Source organism: Paracoccus alcaliphilus, assembly GCF_028553725.1.
Lineage (GTDB): Bacteria > Pseudomonadota > Alphaproteobacteria > Rhodobacterales > Rhodobacteraceae > Paracoccus > Paracoccus alcaliphilus.
The window spans coordinates 1,216,630-1,230,325 of record NZ_CP067124.1 but is presented as its reverse complement, the minus strand read 5'-3'; the positions used below and the strand labels follow the sequence as shown (position 1 = coordinate 1,230,325).

13 protein-coding genes are annotated in these 13,696 nt (G+C 64.6%); 4 read left to right on the top strand and 9 right to left on the bottom strand.

The window, feature by feature from the left end; all coding sequences use genetic code 11:
* Positions 1 to 2,550: a translation initiation factor IF-2 gene (infB, locus tag JHW40_RS06310; RefSeq protein WP_090610761.1), complete on the top strand. Its 2,550-nt coding sequence runs from the start codon at positions 1 to 3 to the stop codon at positions 2,548 to 2,550.
* Between the two features lie 109 nt (positions 2,551 to 2,659).
* Here the strand turns inward: infB and JHW40_RS06305 are convergent, their stop codons facing one another.
* The 4 genes from JHW40_RS06305 to JHW40_RS06290 all read right to left on the bottom strand — a co-directional run bounded on the left by JHW40_RS06305 (position 2,660) and on the right by JHW40_RS06290 (position 5,394).
* Positions 2,660 to 2,788, bottom strand: coding sequence for a hypothetical protein (locus JHW40_RS06305; protein WP_090610627.1), 129 nt, complete (start codon positions 2,786 to 2,788; stop codon positions 2,660 to 2,662).
* A gap of 121 nt (positions 2,789 to 2,909) precedes the next feature.
* Entirely contained in the window at positions 2,910 to 3,308 is a 399-nt protein-coding gene (locus JHW40_RS06300) for a (deoxy)nucleoside triphosphate pyrophosphohydrolase (RefSeq protein WP_090610626.1), read from the bottom strand.
* Positions 3,305 to 4,552: a bifunctional glutamate N-acetyltransferase/amino-acid acetyltransferase ArgJ gene (gene argJ / locus JHW40_RS06295; RefSeq protein WP_090610625.1), complete on the bottom strand. Its 1,248-nt coding sequence runs from the start codon at positions 4,550 to 4,552 to the stop codon at positions 3,305 to 3,307. The genes JHW40_RS06300 and argJ overlap by 4 nt, the downstream gene beginning before the upstream one ends.
* Positions 4,552 to 5,394: a peptidylprolyl isomerase gene (locus JHW40_RS06290; protein WP_090610624.1), complete on the bottom strand. Its 843-nt coding sequence runs from the start codon at positions 5,392 to 5,394 to the stop codon at positions 4,552 to 4,554. The genes argJ and JHW40_RS06290 overlap by 1 nt, the downstream gene beginning before the upstream one ends.
* Positions 5,395 to 5,599: 205 nt before the next feature.
* Here JHW40_RS06290 and secA point away from each other — a divergent pair, with 205 nt between their 5' ends.
* Entirely contained in the window at positions 5,600 to 8,317 is a 2,718-nt protein-coding gene (gene secA, locus JHW40_RS06285) for a preprotein translocase subunit SecA (protein ID WP_090610623.1), read from the top strand.
* Between the two features lie 72 nt (positions 8,318 to 8,389).
* Here the strand turns inward: secA and fmt are convergent, their stop codons facing one another.
* Genes fmt through def (JHW40_RS06265) form a run of 4 tightly spaced genes read right to left on the bottom strand, consistent with a single transcriptional unit; the run spans position 8,390 to position 10,872 of the window.
* On the bottom strand, positions 8,390 to 9,283 hold the full coding sequence (gene fmt, locus JHW40_RS06280; protein ID WP_090610622.1) for a methionyl-tRNA formyltransferase: 894 nt from the start codon (positions 9,281 to 9,283) through the stop codon (positions 8,390 to 8,392).
* A gap of 56 nt (positions 9,284 to 9,339) precedes the next feature.
* Complete coding sequence (gene def, locus JHW40_RS06275; protein ID WP_090610621.1) at positions 9,340 to 9,843, bottom strand: peptide deformylase; 504 nt, start codon at positions 9,841 to 9,843, stop codon at positions 9,340 to 9,342.
* Positions 9,840 to 10,358: a peptide deformylase gene (locus tag JHW40_RS06270; protein WP_244519116.1), complete on the bottom strand. Its 519-nt coding sequence runs from the start codon at positions 10,356 to 10,358 to the stop codon at positions 9,840 to 9,842. The genes def (JHW40_RS06275) and JHW40_RS06270 overlap by 4 nt, the downstream gene beginning before the upstream one ends.
* Positions 10,351 to 10,872, bottom strand: a complete 522-nt coding sequence (def, locus tag JHW40_RS06265) for a peptide deformylase (protein WP_090610620.1) — start codon at positions 10,870 to 10,872, stop codon at positions 10,351 to 10,353. Before def (JHW40_RS06265) ends, JHW40_RS06270 begins: the two co-directional genes overlap by 8 nt.
* A gap of 80 nt (positions 10,873 to 10,952) precedes the next feature.
* On the opposite strand from def (JHW40_RS06265), the gene JHW40_RS06260 reads away from it, so the two are divergent.
* Positions 10,953 to 12,140, top strand: coding sequence for a MalY/PatB family protein (locus JHW40_RS06260; protein ID WP_090610619.1), 1,188 nt, complete (start codon positions 10,953 to 10,955; stop codon positions 12,138 to 12,140).
* A gap of 7 nt (positions 12,141 to 12,147) precedes the next feature.
* On the opposite strand, the gene JHW40_RS06255 is transcribed toward JHW40_RS06260, so the two are convergent.
* Positions 12,148 to 12,585, bottom strand: coding sequence for a hypothetical protein (locus JHW40_RS06255; RefSeq protein WP_090610618.1), 438 nt, complete (start codon positions 12,583 to 12,585; stop codon positions 12,148 to 12,150).
* A gap of 147 nt (positions 12,586 to 12,732) precedes the next feature.
* Between JHW40_RS06255 and JHW40_RS06250 the strand changes: the two genes are divergently transcribed.
* On the top strand, positions 12,733 to 13,695 hold the full coding sequence (locus JHW40_RS06250) for an acetyl-CoA carboxylase carboxyltransferase subunit alpha (protein ID WP_090610617.1): 963 nt from the start codon (positions 12,733 to 12,735) through the stop codon (positions 13,693 to 13,695).
* Position 13,696 lies beyond the last annotated feature (1 nt).

Sequence of the window (13,696 nt, the reverse complement as noted above, 5' to 3'; positions counted from 1 at the left end):
ATGAGCGACAAAGACGGAAAAAAGACACTGGGACTGGGCGGTGGCCGCCCCGGCCAGGTCAAGCAAAGCTTCAGCCACGGTCGCACCAAGAATGTGGTCGTGGAGACCAAGCGCAAGCGCGTGGTGGTGCCGAAGCCCGGCGCCGCTCAGGGTGTGACCGACAGCAGCAAGACGCCTCTGGTGGCGAAAGTCGGCGGTGACCGCTCGAAACGGCCCGCCGGGATTTCCGATGCCGAGATGGAGCGCCGCCTGAAGGCGCTGGCCGCCGCCAAGGCGCGCGAGGTCGAAGAGGCCGCCCAACGCATCGCCGACGAAAAGGCGCGCGAGGAAGAACGCGAACGCCGCCGCGCCGAAATGGAAGCGCGCGAGCGCGAGGAACGCGAACGCGAAGAGGCGCTGAAGGCCAAGGCCGAGGAAGACGCCCGCCGCGCCCGCGAGGCCGAGGAACGCGCCAAGCGCAAGGACGAACCCAAGAAGGAAGAGGCCCGCGCCAAGCCTGCTGCGGCCCAGCCCGATCAGGCCGCGATCGAGGCCGCCGCATCGCGCGCCGAAACCAAGGGTGTAACTTCGACCGCGCCGCGCAAGACCGACCGCGACCGCGCCGACCGCTCTTCGGACCGCGATTCGCGCGGCAAGGCGACCCGCGACGACAACCGTCGCTCGGGCAAGCTGTCGCTGAATCAGGCGCTGAGCGGTGAAGGTGGGCGCCAACGCTCGCTGGCCGCGATGAAGCGCAAGCAGGAAAAGGCCCGTCAGAAGGCGATGGGCATGGGCCAGCGCGCCGAAAAGCAGGCGCGTGACGTGCAGCTGCCGGAAACCATCGTCGTGTCCGAGTTGGCCAACCGCATGGCCGAACGCGCCGCCGATGTGGTCAAGGCGCTGATGAAGATGGGCATGATGGTCACCTCGAACCAGACCATCGACGCCGACACCGCCGAGGTGGTGATCGAGGAATTCGGCCATCGCACCGTGCGGGTGTCCGATTCCGATGTGGAACAGGTCATCGACACGGTCGAGGACAAGGCCGAGGATCTGCAATCGCGCCCGCCGATCATCACGATCATGGGCCATGTGGACCACGGCAAGACCTCGACGCTGGACGCGATCCGGCACGCCAATGTCGTCTCGGGCGAGGCTGGCGGGATCACCCAGCATATCGGCGCCTATCAGGTGACGACCGAATCGGGGGCTGTGCTCAGCTTCCTCGACACGCCGGGTCACGCCGCGTTCACCTCGATGCGGGCGCGTGGCGCGCATGTGACGGATATCGTCGTGCTGGTCGTGGCCGCCGATGACGCGGTGATGCCGCAGACCATCGAGGCGATCAATCACGCCAAGGCCGCCGGGGTTCCGATGATCGTGGCGATCAACAAGATCGACAAGCCCGACGCCAATCCCGACAAGGTCCGCACCGATCTGCTGCAACACGAGGTCGTGGTCGAAAAGATGTCCGGCGACGTGCAGGATGTCGAGATTTCGGCCAAGACCGGTCAGGGTCTGGACAACCTGCTGGAGGCCATCGCGCTTCAGGCCGAGATTCTGGAACTGAAGGCCAACCCCGCAAGGGCGGCCCAGGGTGCGGTGATCGAGGCGCAGCTGGATATCGGCCGCGGCCCCGTCGCCACGGTTCTGGTCCAGAACGGCACGCTGAGGCGCGGCGACATCTTTGTCGTCGGCGAACAGTGGGGCAAGGTCCGCGCGCTGATCAACGACAAGGGCGACCGCGTCGAAGAGGCCGGCCCGTCGGTCCCGGTCGAGGTTCTGGGCCTGAACGGCACGCCCGAGGCCGGCGACGTGCTGAACGTCGTCGAGACCGAGGCGCAGGCCCGCGAGATCGCCGATTACCGCATGCAGCAGGCCAAGGACAAGCGCGCCGCAGCCGGTGCCGCGACCACGCTGGAACAGCTGATGGCCAAGGCCAAGGCGGATGAAACCGTGGCCGAACTGCCGGTGGTGATGAAGGCCGATGTGCAGGGTTCTGCCGAGGCCATCGTTCAGGCGCTGGAAAAGATCGGCAATGACGAGGTGCGCGTGCGCGTGCTGCATTACGGCGTCGGCGCGATCACCGAATCGGATATCGGTCTGGCCGAGGCATCCCAGGCGCCGGTGATCGGCTTCAACGTCCGGGCCAATGCCCCGGCCCGCAATGCCGCCAACCAGAAAGGGGTCGAGATCCGCTATTACTCGATCATCTATGATCTGGTGGACGACATCAAAGCGGCGGCCTCGGGTCTGCTGTCGGCCGAAGTGCGCGAGAACTTCATCGGCTATGCCCAGATCCGCGAAGTCTTCAAGGTCACCGGCGTCGGCAAGGTCGCGGGCTGTCTGGTCACCGAAGGCGTTGCCCGCCGCAGCGCCGGGGTGCGCCTGCTGCGCGACAACGTGGTGGTCCACGAAGGCACGCTGAAGACGCTGAAGCGCTTCAAGGACGAGGTCAAGGAAGTGCAATCCGGTCAGGAATGCGGCATGGCCTTCGAGAATTACGACGACATCCGCCCCGGCGATGTCATCGAGATCTTCGAGCGCGAAGAGGTCGAGCGCACGCTGTAAGGCGTGCCAACATCCAGATAAAAAAACGGGGCGCTGGGATGCGCCCCGTTTTCTTTTGTACTGCCGTCATCTGGCAAACAGGCGCCCGTTTCCACGGACCGCCCCGGCCTTATTTCGAGACCGGCTTGCCTTCGAAGGTCTGCGCACCCACACGAACCACGATATTGCCGTTGGCTGCCGCGCGTTCAAACAAACCCTGAACGGAAATGTAGCTTCCCAGTGATATGGTGCGAATCACGTCAAGTCCTCCTCCACCCACAACTTATTTTTAATTCATAAAGGTAAAAAAACAGTCATAAAAGACAGCTTGACCCTCATAAAGTGGCAGAACGGAGACGGAATCGGGGAATTTTGCGACCCTAAAGCCACATTTGTAACACCGGGATCAACGGAATGTCGGCTTCGGGCATCGGATAATTGCGCAGATCGGCGGCGCGCACCCATGCCAGCGACTGCCCTTCGCGGGGCTGGGCGATGCCGTTCCAGCGGCGGCAGGCAAAGACCGGCATCAGCAGATGGAAATGCTCATAGCTGTGGCTGGCGAAGGTGAGGGGCGCCAGACAGGAGCCCCAGGTCTCGATCCCCAGTTCCTCATCCAACTCTCGGATCAGGGCGGCTTCGGGGGTTTCGCCCGGTTCGACCTTGCCGCCCGGAAATTCCCACAGACCGGCCATCGCCTTGCCTTCCGGGCGCTGTGCCAGAAGCACGCGCCCGTCAGGGTCGATCAGCGCCACCGCCGCGACAAGAACCGTCTTCACGAACGGTAATCCGCGTTGATGTCGATATAGCCGTGGCTCAGGTCGCAGGTCCAGACAGTCTGCGCCCCCTGCCCCAGCCCCAGATCGACGGCGATCAGCAACTCCTGCCGCTTCATATAGGCGCTGGCCTGATCCTCGTCATAGCCCTCGGCCCGCCAGCCCTTTTCGGCCAGGACCAGGTCGCCGAAACGGATGGTCAGCCGGTCGCGATCGGCCCTGGCGCCGGACTTGCCGACGGCCATGACGATGCGGCCCCAGTTGGCGTCCTCGCCCGCGATGGCGGTCTTGACCAGCGGCGAATTGGCGATGGCCATGGCGACCTTGTGCGCATCGGCATCCGAGGCGGCACCCGTCACCTGCACCTCGACGAATTTCGTCGCGCCCTCGCCATCGCGCACGACCTGATGGGCCAGATCGCGCATCACCCCATGCAGCGCCGCCACGAAATCCGCGCCCGCACCGCTGTCCAGCGACGTGATCTCGGCCACCGCGCTGCGCCCTGTCGCCGCCAGAATCAGCGCGTCCGAGGTCGAGGTGTCGCTGTCCACGGTGATGGCGTTGAAGGTTGTGCCCAGACCGGAATCCAGCGCCTGCTGCAACAGTTCCGGCGCGATCCGGGCATCGGTGAAGATATAGACCAGCATCGTCGCCATATCCGGCGCGATCATGCCAGAGCCCTTGGCGATGCCCGCGATGCGGCTCGGACCGCCGCCGATCTCGGCAAAGGCACCTTTGGGGAAGGTATCGGTGGTCATGATCGCGCGGGCGGCGTCTGCCGCGCCCGCCGCATCCAGCTTGCCCGCCAGATCACCGATCACGGCGGTGATCCGCTCATGCGGCAAGGGTTCGCCGATGACACCGGTGGACGAGGACAGCACGCGCGACGCCGGCACCTCCAAAGCCTGCGCCACGGCCCCGGTCACGGCATCGACCGATTCTTGCCCACGCGCGCCGGTAAAGGCATTCGCATTGCCGGAATTGACGATGATGGCGGCACCCTTGTCGCGGTCACCGCCACGCGCCAGCTTGGCCTGATTGTCCAGAACGCAGGCAGCGCGGGTCGAGGAACGGGTAAAGGCACCCGCCAGCGCGGCCCCTTCACAGATGCGGATCAGGGTCACATCCGTGCGACCCTGATACTTCACACCGGCGGCAACACTGGCGAATTCGACCCCGTCGATCACCGGCAGATCCGGAAAGGATGCCGGTGCCAAGGGCGAGACAGACAGCCCTGCCTTGCCCATCATTCAGCTTCCAGCAGCTCGATCTGGACCGCCAGCGCCGGATCGATGCCTTCGGTCTTTTCGATATTGGCGTCGCCCACGATGCGTTCGATCTCGGCCTCGACCTTGTCGCGGCGGACCATCTGCGCCAGCTGGTCCTGAATCACCTCCAGCGCGGGCGCTTCACGCAGGCGGGTGTCGTTCAGCTTGATGATATGCCAGCCGAACTGGGTTTCGATTGGATCGGAAACCTGATCCTTTTCCAGCTCTTGCACGGCATTGCCGAAGGGTTCGACCATCTGGTCGGGCGTGAACCAGCCCAGATCGCCCTTGTTGGGGCCGGAATTGTCGGTCGAATGTTCCTCGGCCTGTTCGCCGAAATCGGCACCGCCATCCAGTTCGGCCTTGATCGCCTTGGCCTCGTCTTCGGAACCCACAAGGATATGGGCGGCGGAATATTCTGTCACCGGCTCGGCCTGAGCGAACATTTCGTCATAGGCGGCGCGGATTTCCTCGTCCGTCGGCTCGATCTCGGCCACGGCCTGAATTGCGGCATTGGCCAGCGTATTGCGGCGTTGCAGCTCCATCTGGGCGCGGACGGCGGCATTCATGTCCTCGCTGGCGGTTTCGGCGACGGCGGTCTGCTTGATCAGCTGATCCAGCATCATGTCCCAGATCGCCTGTTCGGTCATGCCTTCGGTCGATTGCGGCTGCAACGACTGCCGCATCACGATCATCTGACCAAGAGTGATGTCCTGATCGTTCACCTTGGCCACGACAGAGTCGGCATTCTGATCCTGCGCCAGCGCCGTCAGGGGCGCGGCAGCGATCACGAATGCAGCCAGAATCGAACGTTTCAGCATAAGAACTTCCTTTGCGTCTCTGGCCCGAAAGGCTGTAGCAGAGCGGGCCAACATTGACAGTCAGGCGGCTGCGCCCTACATCCCACGCAACCGTGGAAGGCGCCGCCGCCGCTTTCGTTCAGGCCCCTGATACGGCAATGCGGCCGGGTCGGGCAAGTGGGCCGCAAGTGGCAGGCTTTCCCATCAACGTGATTGCGAAGGTATTATGCTCGGCATCGGAAATCTGGCGAAACTGGTCTTCGGTACGCCGAACGACCGCAAAGTGAAATCGGTCCGCTCGCAGGTCGCAAGGATCAACGCGTTGGAGGATCAGTTCAAGTCGCTGTCCGACGAAGGCCTGATCGAAAAGACCCGCGAATTCCAGAAGCGCGTCGCCGAGGGGGAAAGCCTTGATGCGATCCTGCCCGAGGCCTTCGCCAATTGCCGCGAAGGCGCCCGCCGCGCGCTTGGCCTGCGGGCCTTCGACGTGCAGCTGATGGGCGGCATCTTCCTGCATCAGGGCAATATCGCCGAGATGAAGACGGGCGAGGGCAAGACGCTGGTCGCCACCTTCCCCGCCTATCTGAACGGGCTTTCGGGCAAGGGCGTGCATGTCGTCACCGTCAACGACTATCTGGCGAAACGCGACGCGGAATGGATGAGCAAGGTGTTCTCGCAGCTGGGCATGACCACCGGCGTCGTCTATCCCTTCCAGCCCGAGGCCGAGAAGCGCGAGGCCTATCGCGCCGATATCACCTATGCCACCAACAACGAGCTGGGCTTCGATTACCTTCGCGACAACATGAAGGGCTCGATCGAGGAAATGACCCAGCGCGGTCATAACTTCGCCATCGTCGACGAGGTGGACAGCATCCTGATCGACGAGGCCCGCACGCCGCTGATCATCTCTGGCCCGTCGCAGGACCGCAGCGAGCTGTATATCGCGTTGGACAAATATATTCCGCTGCTGTCCGACGAACATTTCAAGATCGACGAAAAGACCCGCAACGCCACCTTCACCGAAGAGGGTAACGAGTTTCTGGAACAGCGCCTGCAAGCCGATGGCGTGCTGCCCGAGGGCCAGACCCTCTATGACCCGGAATCGACCACCATCGTCCATCACGTCAGTCAGGGCCTGCGCGCCCATAAGCTGTATCAGAAGGACCAGCATTACATCGTCCGCGATGACGAAATCGTGCTGATAGACGAATTCACCGGTCGGATGATGAAGGGCCGCCGCCTGTCGGACGGGCTGCATCAGGCGATCGAGGCCAAGGAAGGCGTCAAGATCCAGCCCGAGAACGTGACGCTGGCCAGCGTCACCTTCCAGAACTATTTCCGCCTGTACGACAAGCTGGGCGGCATGACCGGCACCGCCGCCACCGAGGCCGAGGAGTTCGCCGAGATCTACAAGCTGGGCGTGGTCGAGGTGCCGACGAACCGTGGCATCGCCCGGATCGACGAACATGATCGCGTCTATCGCACGGCCGAAGAAAAATACGCCGCCGTGATCGAGGCGATCAAGGAAGCCCACGCCAAGGGCCAGCCCACCCTCGTCGGCACCACCAGCATCGAGAAATCCGAGATGCTGTCGGAAATGCTGAAGAAGGACGGCATCCCGCATAACGTCCTCAACGCCCGCCAGCACGAGGCCGAGGCGCAGATCGTCGCCGATGCCGGCAAGCCCGGCGTGGTGACCATCGCCACCAACATGGCCGGTCGCGGCACCGACATCCAGTTGGGCGGCAATGTCGAAATCAAGGTGATGGAGGCCCTGAAGGCCGACCCCGACGCCAATCCCGACGAACTTCGCGCCCGGATCGAGGCCGAACATGCCGCCGACAAGCAGGCCGTTCTGGATGCGGGCGGGCTGTTCGTCCTTGGCACCGAACGCCATGAAAGCCGCCGCATCGACAACCAGTTGCGCGGCCGCTCGGGCCGTCAGGGCGACCCCGGACGCTCGTTGTTCTTCCTGTCGCTGGATGACGACCTGATGCGCATCTTCGGCTCTGAACGGCTGGAGAAGGTGCTGTCCGGTCTGGGCATGAAAGAGGGCGAGGCGATCATCCACCCCTGGGTCAACAAATCGCTGGAACGCGCCCAGGCCAAGGTCGAGGGCCGCAACTTCGACATCCGCAAGCAATTGCTGAAATTCGACGACGTGATGAACGACCAACGCAAGGCGGTCTTCAGCCAGCGTCTGGAAATCATGGACAGCCAGGAGGTCGGCGAAATCGCCGCCGACATGCGCCATCAGGTCATCGAGGATCTGGCCTATGAGTTCATGCCGCCCAAATCCTATATGGATCAATGGGATGTCGAGGGCATGGAGGCCGCCGTGCGCGACCGGCTGAACATGAACCTGCCGGTCGATGAATGGGCCGCCGAAGAGGGCGTCGATCAGGAGACGATGATCGAACGCATCACCGAATCGACCGACACCTATATGGCCGACAAGGCCGCCGCCTTCGGCGAAGAGAACATGCGCCAGATCGAAAAGCAGGTGCTGCTGCAGATGATCGACGAGAAATGGCGCGAACACCTGCTGACGCTGGAACATCTGCGCTCGGTCGTGGGTTTCCGCGGCTATGCGCAGCGCGATCCGCTGTCGGAATACAAGACCGAAGGCTTCCAGCTGTTCGAAACCATGCTGGACAGCCTGCGCGGCAACGTGACCCAGCGGCTGGCGCAGATCCGCCCGCTGACCGATGCCGAACGCGAAGAGATGTTGCAGAAACTGGCCCAACAGCAAAAGGCCGGCCAGGAACATCTGACGATGGAGCATGGCGCCGAACGCCAGTCCAGCGACGATGCCGACAAGCCCGCGCCGCTGGTTCAGGGCTTTGACGAGGCAAACCCCGCCACCTGGGGCAACCCGTCACGCAACGACGCCTGCCCCTGCGGCTCGGGCAAGAAGTTCAAGCACTGCCACGGCTCGCTGTAACCAGGGTTTTCGCGCCCGCCGGGCGGGGCTTGGGCCCCACCGCGACCGGGCGCGAAGGCGGGCAAGCCCGCCTCAGCCCAGACGCTCCGGCAGCGCCCAGCCCTTCAGCAACTCACCCGCCGCCATCGGCTTCCTGCCGGCCCGCTGCGCCTCCAGCACCTCGATGGCGTCCTCGCCACAGGCGATGACAAAACCGCCCAGAACCTCGCCCGGCGCACCGCGGCCATCCACCAGCCTACTGCGCAGCAGCTTCACCCGCTCTCCGCCGATCTCGCACCAGGCACCCGGAAACGGCGACAGCCCCCTGATCTGCCGGTCCACCACTTCGGCAGGCAGGCTCCAGTCAATCCGCGCCTCGGCCTTGTCGATCTTCGCTGCATAGGTCACGCCCGCCTCTGCCTGCACAAGTGCAGGCAAGGGCAGCCGCCCCAGCACATCGACGATCAGCGCCGCCCCCATCCCCGCAAGCCGATCATGCAGATCGCCCGTTGTCTCTCCGGCCCCGATCTCCGCCCGCGCCTCGGCCAGAACCGGCCCGGTATCCAGCCCCGCCTCCATCTGCATGATGGCCACGCCGGTTCCGGCATCCCCCGCCATCACCGCCCGATGGATCGGCGCCGCCCCCCGCCAGCGCGGCAGCAACGAGGCATGGATGTTCACGCATCCCAGCCGCGGCGCATCCAGCACCGGCTGCGGCAGGATCAGCCCATAGGCCACCACCACCGCCACATCCGCCTCCAGCGCCGCAAACGCCTCCTGCTCCTCCACACCGCCCAATCGCAATGGCGAGCACACCGGCAACCCCAGTTCCTCGGCAACCACCTGCACCGGAGACGAGCGCGGCTTCTGCCCCCGCCCGGCCGCACGCGGCGGCTGGGTATAGACCGCGACCACCTCATGCACCGCAGCAATCGCCCGCAAGGCCGGCACCGAAAACTCCGGCGTTCCCATGAAAATCACGCGCATCGCCGCCTCCATCTTTGGTGTCAAAATATCCCGGGGTCCGGGGCAGAGCCCCGGCTCTATCCCCGCCGCGCCAGTTTTTCCGATTTCGCGACCAGCATCCGACGCTTCAGCGGCGTCAGGTGATCAGCATAGGTTCTGCCGTTCAGATGATCGATCTGATGCTGCACGCTGGTCGCCCACAGCCCGACGAAATCACGTTCTTCGACCTCGCCCATATCATTCACGAACCGCACCGTCACCGCACGCGGACGCCGGATCATGGCCGAGACCCCGGGCAGGTTCGGACTGGCCTCCTCATGCTCGCGCAGCTGGATGCTGGCATGCAGGATCTCGGGATTGGCCATCCGCACCGCCTGCCCGCGCCGCTCCGAGGCATCGACCACGGCCAGCCGCAGCATGATGCCGATCTGGGGCGCGGCAAGGCCCACGCCGGGCATCGCCTCCATCGTCTCGATCATGTCGTCCCAGATCATCCGCACGGTTTCTGTCACGGCCTCGACCGGCCCGGCCGGCATATGCAGGCGGCGGTCGCGCCAGGGCAGGAAGGTCCGGACGCTCACGGCAGGAAATCCACGATCAGCCGCCCGTCCAGATGGTCGGCCTCATGCTGCGCAATGCGGGCCTCGTCACCCAGCAAACGGCGGGACTGGTGCCGCCCGTCCAGATCATACCAGCCAAGGATGACCTCTGCCGGGCGGCTGACCGCGACGGGCTGATCGGGGATCGACAGGCAGCGTTCCTCCATCACCTCTGTCTGATCCGAGCGGAACAGGATCTCGGGGTCCAGCGCCACCAACGGCTGCGGCCTGCCCTGCTTCCAGCCCGCATCCATGACAAAGGCGCGGCGCATCACCCCGATTTGCGGCGCCGCCAGCCCACGCCCACCGGCGGCATACATGCTGGCCAGCAGATCGGCCGCCAACCGCTGCAATTCCGGCCCCGGCAAAGCACCCGCAGGCTGGCAGACCTCGCGCAGACACGGATCGGGATGGATCAGCACCGGATGCACGGCACCGCCGGACAGGGACGGCGTCAGATCCGGGCCGGTCCGACCTGCATCTCGGCTGTCAGGCACGGGCGCGTTCCCGTTTCAGCTTGACCATCTTGCGGGTAATCATCTGCCGCTTGATGGCGGACAGGTGGTCGATGAACAAGATGCCGTTCAGGTGGTCCAGCTCGTGCTGGGCGCAGGTGGCCCAAAGGCCGTCGAATTCCTGCTGATGCGTCTTGCCGTCCAGCCCCAGCCAGCGCATCCGCACCTCCGCGGGGCGGGTGACCTCGGCATATTGGTCGGGGATCGACAGGCAACCCTCGTCATAGGTGTTCTGCGCCTCGGACAGCCAGTCGATCTCGGGGTTGATCAGCACCATCGGCTGTTTCTCGGCCTCGGGGTCGCGGGTCGCGTCCATCACGAAGATCCGCGACAGCACACCGACCTGCGGCGCGGCCAGACCGACGCCGGGCGCGTCATACATCGTGGCCAGCATGTCGGCCGCCAGCGCCTCGATCTCGGGCGTGATGCGGGCCACGGGCTCGGCCACCTTTTTCAGGCGGGGATCGGGATGGATCAGGATCGGTCGCAGGTTCATGCCCGCGATTTAGGACATGACTTCACCATAAGCAATAACGGGCTTATGCAGGGTGGAACGGCAATTCGCAGGAAACCACCATGACCAGACCCGATTTCGACGAGATCATCGACCGCACCGGCACCGCCTGCTCGAAATGGGACGATATGGAGGCCGCCTATGGCGTCTCGCCCGGTGATGGCGGGCTGGCCATGTGGGTGGCCGACATGGATTTCCGCCCCCCCGCAGGCGTGCGCCAGGCGCTGGAATCGGTGGTGGCGCAGGGGGTCTATGGCTATCCCGGCGCGAACCGGCCCTATCTGGACGCGATCCGCTGGTGGATGGCGAACCGCCACGGCTGGCAGATCGACACCGACTGGATCCTGACCTGCGCCGGGCTGGTCAATGGCGTGGCGATGGCGATCCAGAGCTGCACGGCGCCCGGCGACGGCGTCATCCTGATGAGCCCGGTCTATCACGCCTTCGCCCGCACCATCCGCGCATCCGGGCGCGAGCTGGTGGAACTGCCACTGGCACTGCACGACGGCCAGTACCGCATGGACTGGGCCAATTGGGAAAAGGTGCTGACCGGGCGCGAGAAGATGCTGATCCTGTGTTCGCCCCACAATCCCGGCGGGCGGGTCTGGTCCGAGGTCGAGTTGCGCCAGGTGGCGGATTTCTGCAAGGCGCGCGATCTGATCCTCGTCTCGGACGACATCCATTGCGATCTGCTGATGCCCCACAGCCCGCGTCACCGGATGATCGCGACTCTGTGCCCCGATATCGCCGACCGGCTGATCACCCTGACCGCCGCGACCAAGACCTTCAACATCGCGGGCGCGCATCTGGGCAATGCGATCATCGCCGACCCCGCGCTTCGCACCCGTTTCCGCAATACGCTGATGGCTGGCGGCATCTCTCCGAACCTGTTCGGACTGGACATGATCGCCGCCGCCTATTCACCCGAGGGCGCGGAATGGGTGGATGCGCTGGTCGAATATCTGGACGGCAACCGCCGCATCTTCGACGAGGGCATCAACGCCATTCCCGGCCTGCGCTCGATGCCGCTGGAAGCCACCTATCTGGCATGGGTGGATTTTTCCGGCACCGGCATGACGCCCGCAGAGTTCATCGCGCGGGTCGAGAAAACCGCCCGCATCGCCGCCAATCACGGCAACAGCTTCGGGCTGGGCGGCGACAGCTGGCTGCGCTTCAACCTGGCCACCCCCCGCCCGCGGGTGATCGAGGCCGTCCGCCGGTTGCAGGAGGCCTTCGCCGACCTGCAATGACGCGGGATCAGCGCAACCGGATCTCGCCCGCGCGATAGGCGCGCAGGCAGTCGCTTGCGTCGCGGCGGATATCCTCGTCCATCAACGAGGTCCCGGTCATGCCGGGACCGTTAAAGCGCGGATCGTCGCATTCGTTGTCATTGGCCCAGTCGCCCGCATCGGTGCCGAAATTGATACCGTCATGGATGATATCGACCGTGGCCACCTTGCGCAGGCTGATATTGCCCGCCTTGAAGGCCTTGCGGCAATCGGTGGCGTCATGGCCGATATCCTCGTCCAGCAGCACCGTATCGGTCATGCCGGGGCCGTCGAAGCGCTTGTCGTCGCATTCGCCGTCCAGCGCCCATTCGCCGCTGTCGTCACCGAAATCAATTTCCTGCGACATGGCCGGAGCCGCTATCACCAGTCCCCCGGCCAGCAGCAGGGAAAGAACATGCAGGTTCAATGTTAACTCCTGATCAGAAATGCTTTTCCTGCTTACATCCGGCGCGGGGCGTTGCATAGATGCTTCGCATCCGGTCCTGCGCCGCGTTGCATTCCGCCGCCAAGACGATCATATAGGGCCAACCCAAACCCGCCGGAGCAGTCGCGCATGGTCTATCTGGATTTCGAGAAACCGCTCGCCGATATCGAGGGCAAGGCCGAGGAACTTCGCGCCATGGCCCATAAGGGCGAGGGCGCCATCGACGTCGAGAAAGAGGCCGCCGCGCTGGACCGCAAGGCCTCGGATCTGCTGAAAGAGCTTTACCGCTCGCTGGATCCGTGGCGCAAGACGCAGGTGGCGCGCCATCCTGACCGGCCGCATTGCCGCGATTATATCGAGGCGTTGTTCACCGAATACACCCCTCTGGCCGGGGATCGCGCCTTTGGCGACGATCATGCGGTGATGGGCGGGCTGGCGCGTTTCAACGATGCGCCCTGCGTGGTGATCGGCCACGAAAAAGGCAACGACACCCGCACCCGCATCCACCACAATTTCGGCATGGCCCGGCCCGAGGGCTATCGCAAGGCGATCCGGCTGATGGACATGGCGCACCGCTTCGGCCTGCCGGTCATCACGCTGGTCGATACGCCCGGCGCCTATCCCGGCAAGGGCGCCGAGGAACGCGGACAAAGCGAGGCCATCGCCCGCTGCACCCAGAAATGCCTCGGGATCGGCGTGCCGCTGGTGTCGGTCATCATCGGCGAGGGCGGATCGGGCGGCGCGGTGGCCTTTGCCACGGCCAACCGCATCGCCATGCTGGAACATTCGATCTATTCGGTGATCTCGCCCGAGGGTTGCGCCTCGATCCTGTGGAAGGACGCCGAACGCATGCGCGAAGCCGCCGAGGCGCTACGCCTGACCGCGCAGGACCTGAAAAAGCTGGGCGTGACCGACCGGATCATCCCCGAACCTCTGGGTGGTGCGCAACGTGACCCTCAGGCCGCCATCGCCGCCGTCGGTCAGGAAATCACCGCCATGCTGGCCGATCTGTCGGGCAAAACCCCGGCCCAGCTGATCGCGGACCGGCGCAGCAAGTTCCTGCAAATGGGATCGAAATCGCTGGTCGCCTGAG